The following is a 20,564-nucleotide window of genomic DNA, read 5'->3' as shown; positions in this document are numbered from 1 at the left end:
CATGAATCAGAAGGTTGACCTTCAGGGGTTGGATAACCACCCCCTGAACACCGACGAACCGTTGCTGCGGCTGCGTGATGTGAGCCGCTGCTTCATGGCCGGTGACCGTGAGTTCCACGCCTTGCGCGGCATCGACTTGGATATTTATGCCGGAGAGCTGGTGGCAATCATCGGTTCTTCAGGCTCGGGCAAATCCACGCTGATGAACATCCTCGGTTGTCTGGATCACGCCAGCGCAGGCAGTTACCGGGTCAAGGGGCGTGAGACTCGCACCCTTGATGACGACGCTCTGGCGGCGCTGCGCCGCGACCACTTTGGTTTCATCTTCCAGCGCTACCACCTGTTGCCGCACCTGAATGCGATGAGCAATGTGGAAATTCCGGCGATCTATGCCGGCACCGCGCAGACTGCGCGGAACCAGCGTGCCGAGGCACTATTGGTTCGGCTGGGCCTGGGCGGGCATCTGGAGCACCGGCCCAGCCAGCTCTCCGGAGGTCAACAGCAGCGAGTGAGTATCGCCAGGGCGTTGATGAACGGTGGCCAGGTGATACTCGCCGATGAACCGACTGGTGCGCTGGACAGCGCCAGTGGCCGCGAGGTAATGAGCATCCTGCGCGAGCTGCACGCGGCCGGACATACGGTGGTGCTGGTCACTCACGACCCGAAGATCGCCGAGCATGCCGAACGGGTGATCGAGGTTAGTGACGGGCAGATCGTCAGCGACCGAAGCAATGTCCCTGTAGTAGCAGCGTTGTCGCAGCCTGACGCCGAGGCTGCGCCCCAACGCGGCTGGCGGGTCGGCCTTGGGCTGTTCCGTGAAGCCTTCGCCATGGCCTGGATCGCGCTGATCTCACACCGTATGCGCACCTTGCTGACCATGCTCGGAATCATCATTGGAATCACCTCGGTGGTGTCGATCTCGGCCATCGGCGAGGGTGCTAAGCGCTACGTGCTCAAGGATATTCAAGAAATCGGCAGCAATACCATCGACATCTACGCCGGCAGCAATTTCGGTGATAGTCGGGCCAAGTCGATTGAAACCCTGCTGCCAGCAGACGTGGTCGCGCTCAATCAGTTGTATTACGTCGACAGCGCCACGCCGGTGCTAGGCCGCAGCATGCTGCTGCGCTACCGCAACCTGGACGTTGACGCCCAGCTCAATGGCGTCAGCAGCCGTTACTTCCAGGTGCGCAATCTGCAACTCGCCGCCGGAATAAGCTTCAGCGACGAGGACGCTCGGCGCCAGGCCCAGGTGGTGGTATTGGACCACAACACCGCGCAGCGGCTGTTCGGTCCGGATGTGAACCCGCTCGGCCAGGTAATTCTGGTTGGCCAATTGCCGTGTACGGTTATTGGCGTGACTGCCGATCACAAGAACCTGTTCATCGCAGGCAACACATTGAATGTCTGGATGCCCTATGAGACGGCTGCTGGGCGCGTTCTCGGCCAGCGGCATCTGGACAGTATCAGCGTAAGGGTCAAAGACGGTATGCCCAGCAAGGCCGTTGAGGAGCGCATCAATGCATTGATGCTACAGCGCCATGGCACTAAGGACTTCTTTACCAACAACTTGGACAGTGTGATGCAGACCGTCGATAAGACCAGCCGCTCGCTGACTCTGCTGCTGTCGCTGATCGCGGTGATCTCGCTGGTGGTTGGTGGTATTGGGGTGATGAACATCATGCTGGTTTCGGTAACCGAACGGACTCGCGAAATCGGCATTCGCATGGCAGTGGGGGCGCGACAGTCGGACATCCGCCAGCAGTTTCTGGTCGAGGCGATCATGGTCTGCCTGATCGGCGGAGTGATTGGTATCGCCTTGTCCTATGCCATCGGTTACCTATTCACCCTGGTGGTCAGCCAATGGGAGATGGTGTTTTCGCCACTGTCGGTGGTGACTGCGTTCGCTTGCTCGACGCTGATAGGCGTTCTGTTTGGTTTCGTGCCGGCGCGCAACGCTGCCCGGCTCGATCCAATCAATGCCTTAGCCCGGGATTGAGAGTCTTGCAAGGGTTATAAGACCCTAGTTGGCTGACGGCATGGTGTCGGATGATTCATACAGCCAGCGCATCAGTGCGTTCCGGCCGCTGATACCGAGCTTTGCCGTGGCGCGGCGCATGTAGCTGCCGACTGTGTTGACGGTAAGCTTAAGACGCTCGGCCTGCTGCGGGGCTGTATGCCCTGCAAGCAGTCCCAGGCAAACCTGTTTTTCGCGCTCTGATAATTTCATGCCCGTTACGCGTAAGCGCTCTTGAAAACGCTCCTCGATACTGGTGGAAATGACGGCACGGCTTCGTTGGCATTGCAGATGTTGTTCGAGTAGTGAAAACAGCAATGGGGCTAGATGATTGAGTTGGTTTGCCTCCTCATCACCAAGAGGCTCCTGGCGGAATACCACGATGCTGTGCTGGAAATGTTCGGTGCTTTCTTGAATGCGCAGGCGCGAGGCGCTATCAGGCGGTAATTGACCGCTGTTCGATGTTATCAAGTCGTCAAGCGTTTGCTCGGGCTCATTGGGCGAGGCCAGGAGAGCGATCGACTGAAAGTGGGCAGCATCCACGCCCAGTTTTTCCATGATCAGATTGTGAAGAGCAATGGTGAACTGGTTGCTTCCAATACTGGCAATCGCTCTACCTATCTGTGGCAGCAGACGATAAGGCATGATTTTCATCCATGAATTCAAAACTGAGAATTTGTTGTCAGGTGATTATATGACCTGCTGGTCATTTTGGTGTGATTCGCTTGGCATTCAGATTCGGAAAGCGATGAAAGGGCTATTGCCATGCCGTGCCAGAGTAGTCCTGGTGTTGTGACCACTTGACGTCGACTTTGAAACCAGCTCCGCTCGGTTACGCGCCTTAGTTCCTCCAAAGCGTTTTATTTGTGCACATGTAGGGGGAGTTCGCTGCGCGCCGTTCCCATTTTGTGAAAATGTGGCTGGCTTTTTGGTTGGGCACGTGTAGAAAAGACTCGAAGTCTTTGAAGGGTATTCAGGGTAATTCTGCGAATTCGTTCCTATGCTTGCCTCAAGTAGTGCCATTCACGGCTGCCTGACTTGTTGTTCCAGGAGAAACGACCATGAACAAGCTGCTGTTCGCCAGTCTCAGCCTCATCGCCTGCACCACCGTCCAAGCCAATGACAAACAGGTGCATTTCTACAACTGGTCCGACTACATGGGCCCCGACACCCTGAAGAACTTCGAGAAGGAAACCGGCATCGCCGTGGCCTACGATGTCTTCGAAACCAACGAGATGCTGGAAGCCAAGCTATTGTCCGGACACTCCGGCTACGATCTGGTGGTGCCGTCCAGCCAGTTTCTGTCAAAGCAGATTCGCGCCCAGGTGTACCAGCCGCTGGAGCGCGGCAAGCTGCCCAACTGGTCGCATCTGGATCCGCGTCTGATGCAGCGCCTTGAGGCCGCTGACCCTGGAAACAAATACGCGGTGCCGTATATGTGGGGGACGGTCGGTATTGGCTACAACGCCGAGAAGGTCAGGGCGGTGCTGGGCGATGGCGCGCCGGTTGATTCCTGGGAACTGGTGTTCAACGCCGACAATCTGGCCAAGCTGAAGGGCTGTGGCGTGGCCTTTCTCGATGCGCCGGTGAAGATTATTCCCCAGGCGCTGCATTATCTTGGGCTCGACCCCAATAGCCATGAGCCCGACGATTACACCAAGGCCTCGGCGCTGCTTCAGAAACTGGCGCCGTCGGTGACCTACTTTCACTCTTCGCGCTATATCTCGGACTTGGCCAACGGTGATATCTGCGTGGCGGTCGGCTATTCGGGTGACGTGATGCAGGCCCAGAGTCGTGCCAAGGACGCCGGCAAGTCGGTGGATATCCGTTATGTGATTCCGAAGGAGGGCGCCAACCTGTGGTTCGACATGCTCGCCATTCCCCGCGATGCCCGTAACCCCGATGGCGCCCATGCGCTGATCAATTATCTGCTGCGCCCCGAGGTGATCGCGCCGGTCAGCGATTACGTGGGCTACGCCAACCCCAACAAGGATGCCACCGCGCTACTCGAGCCGGGCGTGCGTGACAACCCGGGCATCTACCCGGCCGATGAGGTGATCGGCAAACTCTACGTGTCCGCCGACCTTCCAGCGCCAATCCAGCGCATCATCACCCGTGAGTGGACGCGGATCAAAACCGGGCGCTGAGCCCGCGTAGCGGCGCCTTGTGAGCGCCGCCGTTACGCTATTTCGACAGTTCTCTCATCTTGCATCTGATCGTCGGTGGGGCTGGTGCCTGAAGTGATCATCTGTGTAGGATGACGCCCGGGTGTTAGCCGCATGGTGCGGTGAGACAGGTCTGTTGCGTTGGTCGGGCCGCCGCGCGGAGCTCGTTCGTCCATGAAATCGCGCCCGTCCTTTCAGGATATTCCCCGTGCCCAGCGTTTGGCTGAGCATGCCTTCGCCTGCGTTCGTAACCTCCTTCATCGTGAAGCCTTCAGCGGTGTGGTGCTGCTGCTGGCCACCGCCGCCGCGCTGATCTGGGCCAATTCGCCCTATGCCGACAGTTATCACGCGCTCTGGCATGCGCCCGTGTCGTTTGGCTTCGGTAGCTTTGGCGTTAGCCAGTCCCTGCATTTCTGGATCAACGATGGCCTGATGACCCTGTTCTTTCTGGTCGTCGGCATGGAGATTCGCCGCGAGATGCATGATGGCGCCCTGGCCGATCTGCGCCAGGCGTCGTTGCCCATTGCCGCAGCCTGCGGCGGGGTGATCATGCCCGCGCTAATCTACGCCAGCCTCAATTTGAAGGGCGCCGGTCTGCACGGCTGGGCGATTCCGGCCGCCACCGATATCGCCTTCGCGGTCGGCCTGCTGGCCTTGCTGGGCAAAGGTATTCCTTCTGGCGTGCGCATCTTTCTGCTGACCCTGGCGGTGATCGATGACGTGATCGCGGTGATCCTCATCGCGCTGTTCTATTCCGACGGCCTCAACTACAGCGGCTTTGCCCTGGCTGGCATCGGTGCACTGGCAGTGCTGGGTCTGCAGCGCATTGGTATTGGCTCGGCTTTCGCCTATGTACTGCCTGGCGGCCTGATGTGGGGGGGACTGCTGATGACCGGTGCGCACCCGACTCTGGCTGGGGTGATTCTCGGCCTGATGACGCCGGTGATCTGCCTGCCAACCCGCGAGCTGCCGCGTGATGCCGTGGGCCGTATCGCCCGTGAGCTGGAAGACGACAGTGGTACGGCGGTGGCGTCCAACGAAGCTGCCCAATCTGTGCGTGAATTGCGCCTGGCCCAGCGCGAGCTGTTGCCACCGGTGGTGCGCGTGCAACTGGCACTGCACCCCTGGGTCACCTTTGGCCTGATGCCGCTGTTCGCCCTGGCCAACGCCGGTGTGAGCCTGGGCGGAACCGATCTTTCGTCGGCAACTTCGCACTGGGTGATGCTGGGCGTGGCCATCGCGCTGCTGGTCGGCAAGCCGGCCGGGGTTATCAGCGTCAGCTGGCTGGTGGTCAGGCTTGGCCTGTGCCGCCTGCCGGCCGACGTGTCCTGGCGCGGCGTCGCGCTGATCGGTCTGCTGGCCGGGATCGGCTTCACCATGTCGATCTTCATCGCCAACCTGGCGTTCAGCGATGCCAACCTGCTGGCTGCAGCCAAGCTGGGCGTGCTGCTTGGCTCGCTGGCTTCGGCAATCTTGGGGTTGATCTGGGGTGTGCTTTACGTAAAGCGTTTGCGTAGCCAGGGTTCTTCCAGCGCGGCCTGATCTGCTGCTTGTCTTTCGGCCTTCGGCAAGCGAATGATACCCAGAGAAAATGGTTTTTTCGGCCCGTACTTTTGGGTAAAGTGCGGGCCTCTTTGGGGAGTAGCCTGCTGCCAATTTTATTTGGCAGCGTTCGTATCAACATTCTCGGCAGCAGCCGTGGTACGAACACCTTTCGGTTGGTGAGACCAATGACAGATACGTGCCTAAGGTCGGGCGCGTGTATCCGTCATTGACTCATAGCCCGACCGAGACGTAACCGTGAGCTTCCTATCCCTCGTTCTCCTGGCTTTCGCCATGTCCACCGATGCCTTCGCCGCGGCTGTTGGCAAGGGTGCTTCGCTGCATAAACCCCGTTTTCTCGACGCGCTGCGTACCGGGCTGATCTTTGGCGTGATCGAAGCTATTACGCCGGTGATCGGCTGGTTCATCGGCCAGGCGGCTGCCAGTTTTGCCGAAGAGTGGGATCACTGGATCGCCTTCACGCTATTGCTGCTGCTCGGCGTGCATATGATCTAAGCAGGCTTGCGACCCGACGCTGATGAGGAAGAGGAAAAGCCCAAGTCCCATTCGTTCTGGCTGCTGGCCGCCACGGCGCTCGCTACCAGCATCGATGCGCTGGCGGTGGGCATCGGCCTGGCCTTCGTCGACGTGAACATCTGGGTGGCGGCACTGGCTATCGGCCTGGCGACCATGACCATGGCCACCATCGGTGTGATGCTCGGCCGTCTGATTGGCACCGCCATCGGTCAAAAGGCTGAGATCCTCGGCGGCCTGGTGCTGATTGGCGTGGGCGCAGCGATTCTCTACGAGCACACCATGTGATGCTCGCGCCCGCTGCGCTGCAGCGCGTTCGTCAGGCTTTTGCGGACGTTGGAGTAGGGCGGTTGCGAGTACTCAGCGAAACGGCATCGTGAAAAACGATACATATAGATGAATTCAGCCATGTTTCTGAATGTTTCGACAGCCGCCGCGCTTGTATAATTACCGGTTAACCGCCCGCTGGGCTCTTCTAAAACGACTTCTTGGATTATTCGATGGCAAACGATAGATCGCCACCTTCGGCTGTCGCGCGACTTTGGCTCGCGGCGCTCGGCCTGGTCATTCTGGCAACCGGCCTGTTTTTCAGTGTTTACGGGTACCGCCTGGTCGCGCTCGGCGGCAGTGCCTACTTCCTGATCGCCGGTGTGGTGATGCTGGTCGCTGGCATACAGATCGTGCGTGCTCGGGCTTCGGGCGGTGTGCTGTTCGCAGCGGTGTTCGTCGGCTCCCTGGCCTGGTCCCTGTGGGACGCCGGCCTGGATTTCTGGCCGCTGATCTCGCGGTTGATGGTGCTGACCGGCTTCATGATCTGCGTGGCGTTGTCCTATCCGCTGCTGCAGCACGGTAGCGGCCGTACCGCCAGGCCGGCGCCGGCCTTCGTGGCGGCCGGTGTGTTGTTACTGGGTTTCGGCGCCGCGGTATGGGGCATGTTCCAGCCCCATCCGGTGGTGGCCGCCAGTGGCAATGCGCCGGTGGCGACGCCGGCGAGCGAGGCGCAGCAAAACTGGGAGCACTACGGCAACACGCCAGGCGGCTCGCGTTTCGTCGCGCTGGACCAGATCACCCCCGATAACGTCAAGAATCTGCAGGTCGCCTGGACCTATCGCACCGGTGACGTCCCGGAAAGCCCGACCGGCAATGGCGCCGAAGACCAGCAAACGCCGCTGCAGGTCGGTGACCGCGTATTTCTGTGCACCCCGCACAACAACGTCATCGCCCTGGAAGCGGCTACCGGCAAGGAAATCTGGAACCGGCAGATCAATGCCCAGCAGAAGAAGTGGATGCGCTGCCGCGGCCTCGCGTACTTCGATGCCACGCGGCCGATTGCCCAGCCCACGCAGCCGAATTCCACGCCGATCAAGGTGGCCAGCGTAGCGGCCGGCGCCGCCTGCCAGCAGCGCATTCTGATGAACAGCATCGAGTCCGAGCTGATCGCCCTGGACGCCAACACCGGCGAGTTCTGCTCAGACTTCGGCGTACAGGGTCGTGTCGACCTCAAGGCCGGTTTGGGCAAGGGGGCCGATGCGGGCCAGTATTCACTGACCTCGGCGCCGACCCTGGCCGGCACAACCGTGGTGGTTGGCGGGCGTGTAGCCGACAACGTCAGCACGGATATGCCGGGCGGCGTGATGCGCGGCTTCGACGTGATCACCGGTGAGATGCGCTGGGCCTTCGACCCGGGCAAGCCGGAAGATCGCGAAGCGCCAGCGGTGGGCGACACCTATACCCGTTCAACGCCGAATGTATGGGCGCCGATGTCCTACGATCCGGATTCCAACACGGTGTTCATGCCGGTCGGCAGTGCCGCCATCGACTTGTGGAGCCTCAAGCACACCGCGCTGGACCGCAAGTACGGCGCCTCTATGCTGGCGCTGGACGCCACCACCGGTGACGAGAAGTGGGTCTATCAGGTCGTGCACAACGACCTCTGGGACTTCGACGTGCCGATGCAGCCGAGCTTCATCGACTTCACCCAGCCCGACGGCAGCAAGGTTCCGGCCCTGGTGTTCGGCACTAAGGCCGGCCAGCTGTTCGTGCTCGACCGCCTGACCGGCAAGCCGCTGACCGAAGTGCAGGAGCGCCCGGTGCAACCGGGGCAGATCGAGGGTGAGCGTTATTCGCCGACCCAGCCGGTTTCCGTCGGTATGCCGCAGATCGGTGCGGACACTCTGACCGAGTCCGACATGTGGGGCGCCACGCCGTTCGACCAGCTGATGTGCCGCATCAAGTTCAAGTCGATGCGCTATGACGGCCTGTTCACGCCGCCGGGTACCGACCCGTCGCTGAATCTGCCAGGCTCGCTGGGCGGCATGAACTGGGGCGGCCTGTCGGTCGATCCGACGCGCAACTACCTGTTCGTCAACGACATGCGTGTCGGTCTCGAAGTGCAGCTGATTCCTCAGCCAGCCAAAGGCAGCGTGCCGAAGAATGACGGCGGCGAAGCGGCCAACATCGCCAACGCCGCGGTACCGCTGGAAGGCACGCCGTACGCGATCAATGCCAAGCTGCGTTTCACCTCGCCGTTGGATATCCCGTGCCAGAAGCCGCCGTTCGGCACCCTGACCGCCGTTGACCTGAACACCCGGCAGATCGCCTGGCAAGTACCGGTCGGCACCGTGCAGGATACCGGCCCGCTGGGTATCAAGATGCACCTGCCGATTCCAGTCGGTATGCCGACCATCGGCGGCACGCTGTCCACCCAGAGCGGCCTGCTGTTCATCGCCGCCACTCAGGACTACTACCTGCGCGCCTACGACAGCGCCACCGGCCAGGAAGTCTGGAAAGGTCGTCTGCCGGTCGGCAGCCAGGGCACGCCGATCAGCTACAAGGATCCGGCCACCGGTAAGCAGTACATCGTGATCTCGGCGGGCGGCGGCCGTAACTCGCCGGACCGCGGCGACTACGTGATCGCCTACGCACTGCCGGACTGAGTCCGTAAGCCCCTGCAGCGAAGTCGCTACAGGGGCCTTTTTCTATGGGGCGGCGATCGTCGTGCCGGTCTATTGCATTCATCGGCGCCTTTTTGCTCTGAACCTGCCTGTATTGATTCCCCGTCTAGCTGTTGGTTATCAGCCATGACCGAATCAGCTTGCTAAAATGTTATGTTGTAACAATAATGGCCGCGCTTTCGCGCAGGTCGTTGCGTTGCCCTGGCTGAACGAGCCGGCGCCGCAAAACACTGCAGGCGGACTACTTATTGGTTAAGATGCCGCCGCCGGTTTCCGCGAGGAATTAATAGGGAATCCGTCGCCACCTCGGGTGGCCAAACGGAACTGCCCCCGCAACTGTAGGTACAGAGCAGCGCTGCAATCTTGTCACTGGAGTCATTTCCGGGAAGGCCGCATCGCTGTGCAGACGTACCAGTCAGGAGACCTGCCGGCATGGGGCTGACCTCGCTTTCGGGCGGGCAGGCGCCAGTCATCGAACCACCGGCGGGGTGTCCGGGAGGGGCATCCGTGATCACTTCCCGCAAGGGACAGGTGCGGCCATGGCCGCGCAGCGTGATGTGTTCTCCAGCCTACGCACTGCCGTCATGCGTATTTGTCGATTAGGAGATCACCCGCATGTTCGTGTCACGCCTTGCCGTCATTGGCGCCGCCCTGGCGCTGTCTTCCATGGCCCATGCCGCCGGCCCGACCCAGTACCCGCTCACCCTGGAAAACTGCGGCCAGCAACTGACGTTCGCGAAAAGCCCCGGCAACGCCGTGACCATCGGCCAGGCGGGCACCGAAATCCTTTACGCCCTGGGCCTGGGAGAACGCCTGGCCGGCACCTCGCTATGGTTCAGCCACGTGCTGCCCGAATTCGAAGCGCAGAATGCCAAGGTGCCGCGCCTGGCCGACAACGATCCGAGCTTCGAGTCGGTGATCAACAAGCGCCCAGGCCTGGTTGCGGTGCAGTTCGAGTGGATGGTGGGCGAGCAGGGCGTGGTGGGTACGCGCAAGCAGTTTCACGACCTGAACATTCCCACCTACATCATGCCGACCGACTGCGAAGGCAAGGACAACCTGGTTGGCGCCGACGGTACCCGCCTGCAGCCGTTCCAGATCGACAGCCTGTACAAGAGCATCAGTCAGCTGGCGCAGGTCTTCGACGTGCAGGACAAGGGTGACGTGCTGGTCGCCGACCTGCAGAAGCGCCTGGCCGCGGCGGTGGCCGGTGCCGAGCAGCGCCAGGCCAAGGATATTTCCGCGCTGTTCTGGTTCTCCAGCCCGGACATGGATCTGGACCCGTACGTGGCCGGCCAGAAGGGCGTGGCCGACTACATGATGAAGTCCTTGGGGCTGCGCAACGTGGTCGAGTCCAGCGAGGAGTGGCCGAGCGTCGGCTGGGAAACCCTGGCCAAGGCCAACCCCACGGTGCTGGTGCTGGCGCGCATGGACCGTCGACGCTTTCCCGCCGACGACGTGGAAAAGAAGCTCGAATTCCTGCGCAACGACCCGGTCGCCAAGCACATGGACGCCGTCAAGAACGGGCGCATCGTGATCATCGACGCCGATGGCATGCAGGCCTCGTTGCGCATGATCAGCGGCATCGAAACCCTCGCCAAGGTCGTTGACGAATTCCAATGATCGCACGCAGTTCTCGCCTGTTCCTGCTGACCATCGCCTGCCTGCTGCTCCTGGGTGTGGCGGTGATCGCCGGGGTCGCCCTGGGCGAAACCCGCATTCCACCCTTGGTGGTGTTTCAGGTGCTGGCCAACAAGCTGTTCGCGGCGGGCTTCGTGCTCGACCCGATCGACGAGGGCATCGTCTGGAATTACCGCCTGACCCGCGCCCTGGTCGCTGCCAGCTGCGGGGCCGGGCTGGCGGTGTCCGGGGTGGTGCTGCAGGCATTGTTGCGTAACCCGCTGGCCGACCCCTATCTGCTGGGCATTTCCGCTGGCGCGTCCACCGGCGCGGTCTCCGTGGCATTACTCGGCTTGGGCGCCGGCATGCTGTCGTTGTCCATGGGCGCCTTTCTCGGCGCGGTCGCCGCCTTCGCGTTGGTCGCGCTGCTGGCCCGGGCGGCGGGTGGCGGTGCGATCAGCGGCAGTGCGCAGATCATTCTTGCCGGCATCGCCGGTTCCCAGCTGTTCAACGCGCTGACCTCGTTTCTGATCACCAAGTCGGCCAGCGCCGAGCAGGCTCGCGGCATCATGTTCTGGCTGCTCGGCAACCTGAGCGGGGTCGACTGGCAGGATGTGCTGCTGGCCGTGCCGATGGCCCTGGCCGGGGTCTTGCTGGTCGCCTGGCACACGCGGGCGCTGGATGCCTTTACCTTTGGCGCCGAGTCGGCGGCTTCGCTGGGCGTGCCGGTGCGTCGTGTGCAGGCCACCTTGATCGCTTGTACCGCATTGGTCACGGCGGTGATGGTATCGATCGTCGGCTCCATCGGCTTCGTCGGCCTGGTGATTCCCCATGCCGCGCGGCTGCTGGTTGGTGCGCGGCATGGCAGGTTGGTGCCGGTTTCAGCGCTGATCGGCGCGGTGTTCCTGATCGCCGCCGATGTGCTGTCGCGCACGGCGATCAAGGGCCAGGTGCTGCCCATTGGTGTGGTCACCGCCCTGGTGGGTGCACCGGCATTCGCGGTGATTCTGGTGCGCGGGAGGCGGGTACGATGAGCACCGTGTTGCAATGCAGCGACCTTGGCTGGTCGGTGAAGGGCCGGGCGATCGTGGCCGGCGTCGATCTGCAGATTCGTCAGGGCGAAACCCTGGGGCTGATCGGGCCCAACGGTTCGGGCAAATCGACCCTGCTCAAGCTGCTCTCCGGTATTCGTGCGCCAGGCAGTGGCCAGGTGCAGTTGCATGGCAAGCCATTGACGAGCCTGAGCCGCCGCGACGTGGCTCGGCAACTGGCTTTCGTCGAGCAGCAGGCCGACACCAGTGACGCGGTGACGGTGCGCGATGCCGTCGAGCTGGGACGCACGCCCTGGTTATCGGCGCTGCAGCCGTGGTCCGCCAGTGACGAGCGCATCGTCATGCAGGCTCTGGCCGACGTGGACATGGCCCACATGCACGAGCATGCCTGGAGCACCCTGTCCGGCGGCGAGCGCCAGCGTGTGCATATCGCCCGAGCGCTGGCCCAGCAGCCGCAGATCCTGCTGCTCGACGAGCCGACCAACCATCTGGACATTCAGCACCAACTGTCGATTCTCAACCTGGTGCGGGCGCTGCCGGTCACCACGCTGATCGCCCTGCATGACCTCAACCAGGCTCTGGAATGCGACCGCCTAGGCGTCATGGAGCGTGGCCGACTGGTGGCACTGGGCGAACCCGATGAGGTGCTGACCACCGAACGCCTGCGCGACACTTTTGGCGTGCGTGCCCGCTACCTGACCGACCCGGACGACGGCGCTCGCATCCTGCGCTTCTATCCGGCCTAACACGGACGACTGCCATGCCCATTCGCTACGCCGCCGCTTTGCTGGCCACCCTGTTCTGCACTGCGGCCCTGGCCGAGGTGCACGAAGTGAAGATGCTCAACCGTGGCGCCGGCGGTGCCATGGTCTACGAGCCGGATTATCTGGCCATCGCGACGGGCGACACAGTGAAGTTCATTGCCACTCAGCCAAGCCACAATGCCGCCAGCGTGCTTGGTTTTCTGCCCGATGGCGCCGAGCCGTTCAAGGGCAGGATCAACGAAGAAATCGAGGTGAAGTTCGACGTGCCGGGCTTCTATGGCATTCAGTGCATTCCGCACCTGGCGATGGGCATGGTGATGCTGATTCAGGTCGGCGAGTTGCCGGTTGGCGATGTGCAGATTCCTACATCCTTGCCTGCGCGTGCCAGGCAGCGTTTCGAGCAGATCGTCGAGCGGGCGAGTTCGGCGTACTAATTATTTCAAGAGTGTCGTGTCCTGATGCGCCGTGTTCTGACCACCCTGAGCTCACTATCTCCTGCTGCTCGCGTACTGATCCTCAACGGGCTGACGTTCAATTTTGGCTTCTATATGCTGATGCCCTATCTGGCCGGGCACCTGAGCGAGAACCTCGGGTTGGCCGGCTGGGCCGTGGGCCTGGTGCTCGGAATTCGGGTGTTCAGCCAGCAGGGATTGTTTCTGCTCGGTGGCCTGCTGGGTGACCGGATTGGCTACCGGCGCGCCATTCTGATCGGCTGCGGTGTGCGTTGCGTCGGTTTCGCGGTATTCGGCTTCTCCGAAAGCCTCACGGTGTTGCTGCTGGCTGCCTGCCTGAGCGGCTTCGCTGGCGCGTTGTTCACGCCCTGTGCCCAGGCTTACCTGGCGGATGAGTGCCAGGATGCCCAGCTGCGCAAGCAGGCGTTCGCCCTGCACAACATGGCCAGTACCGCCGGCATGCTGCTGGGGCCGCTGGCAGGCCTGTTGTTCATCAGCGTCGATTTTTCGGTGACCGGCAGCATAGCGGCAGCGCTTTTTGCGGTGATGACCCTGGTGCAATGGCGATTCCTGCCGCTCAAGGATCTGGTATCGGGCGAAGAGCCGGTTACCATGCTGCGCCAGTGTCTGGACATGCTCCAGCAGTGGCCCTTTCTGCGCTTCGCCTTGCTGGCGGCCGCCTATCCCTTGCTGTTTCACCCGTTGTACCTGGCTGTGCCGGCCTACAGCCACGTCTATGGCGGCGGCCAGGAGTGGATCACCCAGGTGTTCGTGATCACCGCACTGGTCGGCGTGTTGCTGCAAATGCCGGTCAGCACCCTGCGCCAGCGTTGGCTGAGCGAAGGGCAGGGGATGGGCGCTGGTCTGGCGCTGATGGCAGCCAGCTACGGCCTGTTGGCCGAGCCGCTGGTCAGCCTGCTAGGCGCGCAGTTGGCGGTGCAGGTGATGGCGGTGGTGTTCAGCCTTGGCAGCCTGCTGGTGTTGCCGCTGCTGTCGGCCCATGTGCCACATTACGCCAAGCGTGGCCAACTGGCTGCCTATTACGGCTTCTTCGCTGGGGTAGGCGGTCTGGTCGCGCTGGTCAGCAACGTATTGATCGGCCGCTTTCTGCCGGCCGACCAGGCGCCACCGCAGCTCTTGTGGTGGATGTTGCTGGGTATCGGCCTGGCCGCCGCATTCAGTCTCTTTTTGCATATGCGTTCAATCAAGGAGTAATCGTGAACAGATCATCTCTGGGGCTTCTGGCATTGACGGCATGCTGCGTGTCTCCACCAGCGTTCGCCGCCGACGAGCAAGTCAAGAGCAACGGTTTCATCGGCGACGCCACCTGGAGCATGGTCAACCGTACCGTGTACGAGAATCGCGATTATCGAAATGGTGGGCGCAGCAACGGTGCACGTAACGCTTACAAGCCGCGCGATGCGCGTAACGGTTACGCCGAGGAGTGGGGCTATGGAATGCAGGGCGAGGTGAAGTCCGGGTTTACCCAGGGCGTCGTCGGTTTCGGACTCGATGGTCACCTATATGTTGCGCAGAAGCTCGATGGTGGCGGTGGGCGTGCCGGAAAGATGCGCCATATGCCGGTGGACAATGAGGGTTACGACCAGAATGAGGTTGCTCGCGGCGGTGCTGCAGTCAAGGCGCGGTTGTCATCGACCTGGTTGCGCTACGGCGAGCAGCGGGTCAAGACGCCGATCTTTTCTTCGTCCGACAGCCGCCTGTTGCCGGAAACCCATACCGGCTGGTTCCTCGATAGCCGCGAGATCGATGATCTGGTGCTGACCGGTGGGCACTTCACCGGCTCGGCGGATCGCAATTCGCGCAGCAATAACAATCCTTTGATCATCAACTACGCAAATCCCAGCAAGCCATTGGGTAATTCGTTCAGTTTCGTGGGCGGCACCTACACAGGCGTGCCGGCGTTATCACTGAGCCTCTATGGCGGTGAATTGGAAGACAGTTGGCGTACGGGCTATCTGGGCGTCAACTACGTCCATGCGCTGGGTGACAAGCGAGCGCTGAGCGCCGATCTCAATCTATACCGCAGCAACGACATCGGCCAGGCACTGGCGGGGCGCGTCTCCAACACCACTGGCAGCTTGTTGCTCAGCTATAGCGAGGGTTTTCACAAGATCGCGCTGGGCTATCAGAAAGTCGATGGCGACAGCCCCTTCGATTACGTAACGCGCGGCGCCATCTGGTTGGGCAACGCTGTCCAGTTATCCGACTTCAACGCACCCAATGAACAATCCTGGCAACTGGCTTATACCTATGACATGGCCGGTATGGGCATTCCCGGGCTCAGCGCTGGAGCCGCCTATGTACGTGGCAGCGGCATCGATGGCAGCGATGTGGACCCGAACGGCAGCTACGCCTGGTTGGGTTACGGCGACGGCGGCAAGCACTGGGAGCGCGACCTCAACCTGCGCTACGTGGTGCAGTCCGGCACCTTCAAGGGCCTCAATGTGCAGCTTCGGCAGAGCGTGCACCGTGGCAATGCTGCCCAGGCCGAGGGGGATACGGATCAACTACGCCTGGCGGTCGAATACCCACTGACTGGCCGATTCTGAACGAGCCGCCAGGCTTTTCGCCTGCTATGCGAAGGAATAACTCCATGCCACGCCTGTTCGCCGCCGTACTATTATGCTGCCTGACCCTATCGGCACAGGCTGCCTTTACGCTGCCAGGTGACGCCATGCGCTGTACCCGCAGCGCAACGCTGCTCAACTGCTCGGATCGTTTCGGCAATCACTACGGCATGCGCCAGCAGGGCAGCGATACGCTGATGCGCGGCTTCGACGTGATCAGCGGGCTGAGCTGGGCGCAGACCAGCACCACCTATGGTCGCTTGCAGATCTTCACCGGGGTAAGTGCCGACGGCGAGGTGTGGTTCGGTTCCAGCCGGCGCATCGGCTGGAACGTGGTCAGTCGGCTGTCCAGCTCCCAAGGCGAGCGCGACCGGGTCAACTGCAACCGCCTGAACGGTTGCCGCTGACTCGAGGGTCATCAGCTGAAACGCGGCAGGCGCTGGTCCTGATCGTCTGCATCGTGCTCGGCCTGGTGCGGCACACCTGCAACTTTAAGCATCGGCATGCGCTCGCCGACCAGGCGCAGGTCGCGGCGCGGCAGGGCGAAGCGCACATCCAGCTCGCGTAGCGCGTCGAGCAGCTGCAGGTTGATCTCCTGCTGAATGTCCATGTACTGGTTGTAGTCCGAACTCTGCACGATATACACCACCTCGAAGGTCAGCTGACTCTCGTCGAAGCCCAGAAAATGCGCGCGGTCGAAGGTGGTTTTCGGCGTGGCGCGGATGATCTCGCCGACCCGTTCCGACACCTGGCGCACCTTGTCGCTCGGCGTGTCGTAGCTGATGCCGAACTTGAACACGATGCGCCGGGTGTCCATGCGCTTGTAGTTGTGCACGATCTGGCGCAGCAGGTCGGCGTTGGCGCAGACCACCTGCTCGCCGCTGAGGCTGCGGATGCGCGTGGTCTTCAGGCCGATATGCTCGATGCTGCCGGCCACCTCGCCGAACACCACGAAGTCGCCGATCTCGAAGGGCTTGTCTACACCAATGGACAGCGAGGCGAATACATCACCCAGCACCGTCTGCACCGCCAGCGCCACGGCGATACCGCCGACGCCGAGACTGGCCACCAGCGCAGTGATGTCCACACCCAGATTGGCGAGAATCGACAGCAGCATCACCGACCACACGACGATCAGCACCATGATGCTGATGATGGTGGTCATCACCGGGTTATAGCCGCTGCCGCCATGTTTGCCGACCACCAGGCTGCGTGACCACAGGCGCACGCCGGTATCCACCCACAGAGCGATCTGCAGGGCCAGGGCGACGAACCAGGTGTGGCTCAGTGCAGCCTGCCAGCTACCGGGCAGATCCGGCAAACGCAGGGCGAGCAGCAGCGAGAATGCGAGGAGCAGAACGCGACTGGTACGGCCGATCACCACCGCGACGAAGTGTTGCCAGTTGCCGTCCTGGCCTTTGGACCAGGTGGTCAGGCGCTTGTGCAGGATGCCGACCACGGCGCGCAGGATGGTATAGATCACTGTGGTGGCGACCAATACGATGCCCACGCCGAGCCACAGATCGCGCTCGAGCCAGATGTTCCACTGTTCCATTGATGCGTCCCCCGAAAAAAATCCAATACAGTTTTCTGTAGGCCTCAGGACGCAGAAGTTCAGGTCAATGGCCTGATGGAAAGGGCAGGTTGGTCGCTTGCGTGCGGCAGCCTGTCGCACGCCGGCAAGTTATTGGCCGGCCGCTGAGCTAATGTATGCGGGTGATCTGAAGGCGCGCGCTGCCATGACGATGTGTGCGACCGGGCAGTGATCACAGGCCTCTGTCGCCGCAATCGATGCGGCGTGGGTAACCCTGAAGCGGGCACCAAGCCTGTCCGCCTGGAGAATGACGTGACCTTCTATAGCCTTGATCTGCTGCTGATTCTGTTCGTGGTTACGCTGTTGTTCACTGCCTTGCCGATCATCCTTATGCGCAGCTTCTAGGCTTTGTACGAAAAGTACCTGCGCTCGGTGATGCTTCGTTAACAATCGGCTGGAGTGCCAGCCCAGTCGGAAGCCGCTTGCGGCTAACGTGTTTTAGCGCGGCCCGAAGCGAGTACTGCTGATTTACAGCTCGTAAACTCGAATGCGAGCCCAGTCCGTTTCTCACCGATTTTTGCCTCGCCTGACCTTCGCTCGGAGACCTTTCGTACGGACCCTGGCGCACCTGTCGCAGTCGCTCAGGCGGCGACAGCCTGGCCTAATAACTCACGAAAGCTTTCTGGCTGCACGTCGCGAATCAGCAGCAGAGCGCCGACGGTGCGCGCGGGCGTCTTGGGTAGCGCGTGGGAAGGGATGGCGATGGGCAGTTGCGCCTGCCAGGTGCGGATCAACTCGACGGGGTCGCCACCTTCCAGCAGCTCATCGAGATAGACCTCCACCCCCATCTGCGACGCCAGTTCGGCCGATTGGCGCAGCAACACTTCGGCCATCTCGTGTTGCTCGATTTGAGACGCCGCTTCGAAGCGTGCCAGCCAGTCACTGATCTGCTTGCGACATTGTGCCGAAGGGCTGCGCAGATGCTGGAACACGAAGTAGATCGCGCCGACCATGGCAAGTGTTGTGGCAGTGAAGATCAGTTCCATCCTGGCTCCGGCACATCAAGGCGTTCAGCCTCGACGGGCTGCATGGCGGCGAAACTAACCGAACAGTCAGGCGCGCTCAAGCAATTTAATGGCGAGTGGCCATCTTTGTGTGCTGGCAATTGAATGGCGGCGATAATTTGTCGCCAGAGGAGCGCAATGGGCGGCCCAAAGGCCGCCCGGTTAGCCTCAGACCTTGAGTACCAGCTTGCCGAAGTTCTCGCCCTTGAACAGCTTGAGCAGAGTTTCCGGGAAGGTTTCCAGGCCTTCGACGATATGCTCTTTGGACTTGATCTTGCCTTCGGCCAGCCAGCCGCCGATTTCCGCCGCCGCGCTGGCGAAATTGGCGGCGTGATCCATGACCACGAAGCCTTCCATGCGTGCGCGGTTGACTAGCAGCGACAGGTAGTTGGCCGGACCCTTGACCGCATCCTTGTTGTTGTACTGGCTGATCGCGCCGCAAATGACGATGCGTGCCTTGGGCGCCAGGCGACCCAGCACCGCATCCAGGGTTTCACCGCCAACGTTGTCGAAGTACACGTCGACGCCCTTGGGGCATTCGCGCTTGAGCGCTTCGCAGAGGTCTTCGCTCTTGTAATCGATGGCCCCATCGAAGCCCAGTTCGTCAGTGAGGTAGGCGCATTTTTCCTTGCCGCCAGCGATGCCGATCACCCGGCAGCCCTTGAGCTTGGCGATCTGCCCGGCGATGCTGCCCACCGCGCCGGCTGCACCAGACAGCACCACGGTGTCGCCGGCTTTCGGCGCGCCGACATCCAGCAGCGCGAAGTAGGCGGTCATGCCGGTCATACCCAGCGCCGACAGGTAAACCGGCAGCGGCGCGCGCTTGGGGTCGACCTTGTAGAAACCGCGGGGCTCACCGAGGAAATAATCCTGCACGCCGAGGGCGCCGTTGACGTGATCACCAACTTTGTAATCCGGATGGTTGGAGGCGACGACTTCACCCACGCCCAGGGCGCGCATTACCTCGCCCAGGCCTACCGGGGCGATGTAGGACTTGCCCTCGTTCATCCAGCCGCGCATGGCCGGGTCCAGCGACAGGTAGAGGTTCTTGACCAGAATCTGTCCATTGGCCGGTTCGCCGACCGGTTTTTCCACGTAATCGAAGGTGTCGCGGCTGACCATGCCGCTGGGGCGTTTGGCGAGCAGGAACTGACGGTTGAGCTGAGTGGACATGGAGAGCCTCCGTTGAAATAAGCTGTGGTGATAATCCTCATGCCTGCGATGGACAAGCATGTCGCAGTGGCCGAATGTTTGCCGATCCATTGAACTGATGGGGTCATCGCCCGCCAGCAAGGCGTCGATAGCCCGCTACAGTGTGGATCACGATCACGGAAGTCTGACCACATCGAGGTAGCGATGACTGCAAGTCCTTTGCTGAGTGTGTTTCTCCCCCTGGCGCTGGGCATCATCATGCTTGGGTTGGGCCTGTCGCTGACCCTGGCGGATTTCACCCACGTGGTGAAGTACCCCAAGCCGGTGCTGGTCGGCCTGTTCTGCCAGCTGTTGCTTTTGCCGGTGGCCTGCTTCTTCATGGTTCAGGCGTTCGGCCTGGCGCCGGCTCTGGCGGTGGGCATGATGCTGCTGGCAGCCTCGCCCGGCGGCACCTCCGCCAATCTCTACAGCCACCTGGCCCACGGCGACGTGGCGCTGAACATCACTCTCACGGCGGTGAATTCGGTGGTTGCGGTGCTGACCATGCCTTTTATCGTCAACCTGTCGCTGGCCTATTTCATGGAGGGCGATCAGGCCATTCCCTTGCAGTTCGCCAAGGTGGTGCAGGTGTTCGCCATCGTGCTGGGGCCGGTGGCCATCGGCATGTTCCTGCGCAGTCGCTTCCCCGGTTTCGCGATGCGCATGGAAAACCCGGTGAAGATCGTCTCGGCGCTGTTTCTGCTGCTGATCATCTTGCTGGCGCTGGTCAAGGACTGGCAGACGGTGCTCGACTACGCGCCGGTAGTCGGCGCAGCGGCCCTGGCCTTCAACCTGCTGAGCCTGGCGGTCGGCTATTTCGTGCCGCGCTTGCTCAAGCTGAGCCTGCGCCAGGCCATCGCCATCGGTATGGAAATCGGCATCCACAACGGCACCCTGGCCATCGCCCTGGCGCTCAGCCCGGTGCTGCTCAACAACAGCACCATGGCGATTCCGGCGGCGCTTTACAGCATCATCATGTTCTTTACCGCCGCAGCCTTCGGCTGGTGGGTGAATGCGGCGCATGGCAAGCAATTGAAGGCCGAGGGCCAGTCTCCCGCCTGATTTCGCAGCGTTGTTGAAATCGCCT

17 protein-coding genes, 1 pseudogene and 2 riboswitches are annotated in these 20,564 nt (G+C 61.7%); of the genes and pseudogenes, 14 read left to right on the top strand and 4 right to left on the bottom strand.

Annotated elements, in window-relative coordinates; all coding sequences use genetic code 11:
- The first annotated feature begins 1 nt into the window (after nt 1).
- Nucleotides 2-1,999, top strand: a complete 1,998-nt coding sequence (locus BM279_RS15315; protein ID WP_093505047.1) for a MacB family efflux pump subunit — start codon at nt 2-4, stop codon at nt 1,997-1,999.
- A gap of 24 nt (nt 2,000-2,023) precedes the next feature.
- Here the strand turns inward: BM279_RS15315 and BM279_RS15310 are convergent, their stop codons facing one another.
- Nucleotides 2,024-2,662 carry a response regulator transcription factor gene (locus BM279_RS15310; RefSeq protein ID WP_093505045.1) on the bottom strand — a complete coding sequence of 213 codons (639 nt, stop codon included), beginning with the start codon at nt 2,660-2,662 and terminating at the stop codon, nt 2,024-2,026.
- A 416-nt stretch (nt 2,663-3,078) separates the two neighbouring features.
- On the opposite strand from BM279_RS15310, the gene BM279_RS15305 reads away from it, so the two are divergent.
- The 11 genes and pseudogenes from BM279_RS15305 (at nt 3,079) to BM279_RS15255 (ending at nt 16,095) form a co-directional block, all read left to right on the top strand.
- Nucleotides 3,079-4,164: a polyamine ABC transporter substrate-binding protein gene (locus BM279_RS15305; protein ID WP_093505043.1), complete on the top strand. Its 1,086-nt coding sequence runs from the start codon at nt 3,079-3,081 to the stop codon at nt 4,162-4,164.
- A gap of 192 nt (nt 4,165-4,356) precedes the next feature.
- Nucleotides 4,357-5,724, top strand: a complete 1,368-nt coding sequence (nhaA, locus tag BM279_RS15300) for a Na+/H+ antiporter NhaA (RefSeq protein WP_093505041.1) — start codon at nt 4,357-4,359, stop codon at nt 5,722-5,724.
- A gap of 87 nt (nt 5,725-5,811) precedes the next feature.
- Nucleotides 5,812-5,978: riboswitch (yybP-ykoY riboswitch) on the top strand.
- Nucleotides 5,979-6,018: 40 nt separating this feature from the next.
- Nucleotides 6,019-6,546 (top strand): annotated as a pseudogene (mntP, locus tag BM279_RS15295) (manganese efflux pump MntP).
- Nucleotides 6,547-6,758: 212 nt separating this feature from the next.
- Nucleotides 6,759-9,194 (top strand): membrane-bound PQQ-dependent dehydrogenase, glucose/quinate/shikimate family, encoded by a 2,436-nt coding sequence (locus BM279_RS15290; RefSeq protein WP_093505038.1) that lies wholly within the window; start codon nt 6,759-6,761, stop codon nt 9,192-9,194.
- A gap of 268 nt (nt 9,195-9,462) precedes the next feature.
- Nucleotides 9,463-9,658: riboswitch (cobalamin riboswitch) on the top strand.
- 169 nt (nt 9,659-9,827) lie between these two features.
- Entirely contained in the window at nt 9,828-10,835 is a 1,008-nt protein-coding gene (locus BM279_RS15285) for an ABC transporter substrate-binding protein (protein WP_093505036.1), read from the top strand.
- Nucleotides 10,832-11,866 carry a FecCD family ABC transporter permease gene (locus tag BM279_RS15280; protein ID WP_093505034.1) on the top strand — a complete coding sequence of 345 codons (1,035 nt, stop codon included), beginning with the start codon at nt 10,832-10,834 and terminating at the stop codon, nt 11,864-11,866. The genes BM279_RS15285 and BM279_RS15280 overlap by 4 nt, the downstream gene beginning before the upstream one ends.
- On the top strand, nt 11,863-12,630 hold the full coding sequence (locus tag BM279_RS15275) for an ABC transporter ATP-binding protein (RefSeq protein WP_093505031.1): 768 nt from the start codon (nt 11,863-11,865) through the stop codon (nt 12,628-12,630). The genes BM279_RS15280 and BM279_RS15275 overlap by 4 nt, the downstream gene beginning before the upstream one ends.
- Before the next feature lie 14 nt (nt 12,631-12,644).
- Nucleotides 12,645-13,082 carry a pseudoazurin gene (locus BM279_RS15270; RefSeq protein ID WP_093505029.1) on the top strand — a complete coding sequence of 146 codons (438 nt, stop codon included), beginning with the start codon at nt 12,645-12,647 and terminating at the stop codon, nt 13,080-13,082.
- A 24-nt stretch (nt 13,083-13,106) separates the two neighbouring features.
- Nucleotides 13,107-14,315: an MFS transporter gene (locus BM279_RS15265; protein ID WP_093505027.1), complete on the top strand. Its 1,209-nt coding sequence runs from the start codon at nt 13,107-13,109 to the stop codon at nt 14,313-14,315.
- Nucleotides 14,316-14,317: 2 nt separating this feature from the next.
- Nucleotides 14,318-15,670 (top strand): OprD family porin, encoded by a 1,353-nt coding sequence (locus BM279_RS15260; protein WP_093505025.1) that lies wholly within the window; start codon nt 14,318-14,320, stop codon nt 15,668-15,670.
- Between the two features lie 44 nt (nt 15,671-15,714).
- Nucleotides 15,715-16,095 carry a hypothetical protein gene (locus BM279_RS15255; RefSeq protein ID WP_093505022.1) on the top strand — a complete coding sequence of 127 codons (381 nt, stop codon included), beginning with the start codon at nt 15,715-15,717 and terminating at the stop codon, nt 16,093-16,095.
- A gap of 11 nt (nt 16,096-16,106) precedes the next feature.
- On the opposite strand, the gene BM279_RS15250 is transcribed toward BM279_RS15255, so the two are convergent.
- Nucleotides 16,107-17,243 carry a mechanosensitive ion channel family protein gene (locus BM279_RS15250; protein WP_093505020.1) on the bottom strand — a complete coding sequence of 379 codons (1,137 nt, stop codon included), beginning with the start codon at nt 17,241-17,243 and terminating at the stop codon, nt 16,107-16,109.
- 243 nt (nt 17,244-17,486) lie between these two features.
- Between BM279_RS15250 and BM279_RS23400 the strand changes: the two genes are divergently transcribed.
- On the top strand, nt 17,487-17,627 hold the full coding sequence (locus tag BM279_RS23400; protein WP_167363152.1) for a hypothetical protein: 141 nt from the start codon (nt 17,487-17,489) through the stop codon (nt 17,625-17,627).
- Between the two features lie 236 nt (nt 17,628-17,863).
- Here the strand turns inward: BM279_RS23400 and BM279_RS15245 are convergent, their stop codons facing one another.
- Both BM279_RS15245 and BM279_RS15240 read right to left on the bottom strand, forming a co-directional pair.
- A complete protein-coding gene (locus tag BM279_RS15245) occupies nt 17,864-18,268 on the bottom strand; it encodes a hypothetical protein (protein WP_093505017.1) in 405 nt (134 codons plus the stop codon).
- A gap of 186 nt (nt 18,269-18,454) precedes the next feature.
- On the bottom strand, nt 18,455-19,459 hold the full coding sequence (locus BM279_RS15240; protein WP_093505015.1) for an NADP-dependent oxidoreductase: 1,005 nt from the start codon (nt 19,457-19,459) through the stop codon (nt 18,455-18,457).
- 183 nt (nt 19,460-19,642) lie between these two features.
- Here BM279_RS15240 and BM279_RS15235 point away from each other — a divergent pair, with 183 nt between their 5' ends.
- On the top strand, nt 19,643-20,539 hold the full coding sequence (locus tag BM279_RS15235; protein WP_093505012.1) for a bile acid:sodium symporter family protein: 897 nt from the start codon (nt 19,643-19,645) through the stop codon (nt 20,537-20,539).
- Nucleotides 20,540-20,564: the final 25 nt, after the last annotated feature.

The sequence above is a fragment of the Phytopseudomonas straminea genome, assembly GCF_900112645.1.
GTDB classification, from domain to species: domain Bacteria; phylum Pseudomonadota; class Gammaproteobacteria; order Pseudomonadales; family Pseudomonadaceae; genus Aquipseudomonas; species Aquipseudomonas straminea.
The sequence above is the reverse complement of the archived record's forward strand: the minus strand, read 5'-3'. Positions and strand labels throughout refer to the sequence as shown.

Coding starts and splice junctions, on each gene's coding strand:
- BM279_RS15315 (WP_093505047.1), top strand. CDS start 2: ATGAATCAGAAGGTTGACCTTCAGGGGTTGGATAACCACCCCCTGAAC.
- BM279_RS15310 (WP_093505045.1), bottom strand. CDS start 2,662: ATGCCTTATCGTCTGCTGCCACAGATAGGTAGAGCGATTGCCAGTATT.
- BM279_RS15305 (WP_093505043.1), top strand. CDS start 3,079: ATGAACAAGCTGCTGTTCGCCAGTCTCAGCCTCATCGCCTGCACCACC.
- nhaA (WP_093505041.1), top strand. CDS start 4,357: ATGAAATCGCGCCCGTCCTTTCAGGATATTCCCCGTGCCCAGCGTTTG.
- BM279_RS15290 (WP_093505038.1), top strand. CDS start 6,759: ATGGCAAACGATAGATCGCCACCTTCGGCTGTCGCGCGACTTTGGCTC.
- BM279_RS15285 (WP_093505036.1), top strand. CDS start 9,828: ATGTTCGTGTCACGCCTTGCCGTCATTGGCGCCGCCCTGGCGCTGTCT.
- BM279_RS15280 (WP_093505034.1), top strand. CDS start 10,832: ATGATCGCACGCAGTTCTCGCCTGTTCCTGCTGACCATCGCCTGCCTG.
- BM279_RS15275 (WP_093505031.1), top strand. CDS start 11,863: ATGAGCACCGTGTTGCAATGCAGCGACCTTGGCTGGTCGGTGAAGGGC.
- BM279_RS15270 (WP_093505029.1), top strand. CDS start 12,645: ATGCCCATTCGCTACGCCGCCGCTTTGCTGGCCACCCTGTTCTGCACT.
- BM279_RS15265 (WP_093505027.1), top strand. CDS start 13,107: ATGCGCCGTGTTCTGACCACCCTGAGCTCACTATCTCCTGCTGCTCGC.
- BM279_RS15255 (WP_093505022.1), top strand. CDS start 15,715: ATGCCACGCCTGTTCGCCGCCGTACTATTATGCTGCCTGACCCTATCG.
- BM279_RS15250 (WP_093505020.1), bottom strand. CDS start 17,243: ATGGAACAGTGGAACATCTGGCTCGAGCGCGATCTGTGGCTCGGCGTG.
- BM279_RS15245 (WP_093505017.1), bottom strand. CDS start 18,268: ATGGAACTGATCTTCACTGCCACAACACTTGCCATGGTCGGCGCGATC.
- BM279_RS15240 (WP_093505015.1), bottom strand. CDS start 19,459: ATGTCCACTCAGCTCAACCGTCAGTTCCTGCTCGCCAAACGCCCCAGC.
- BM279_RS15235 (WP_093505012.1), top strand. CDS start 19,643: ATGACTGCAAGTCCTTTGCTGAGTGTGTTTCTCCCCCTGGCGCTGGGC.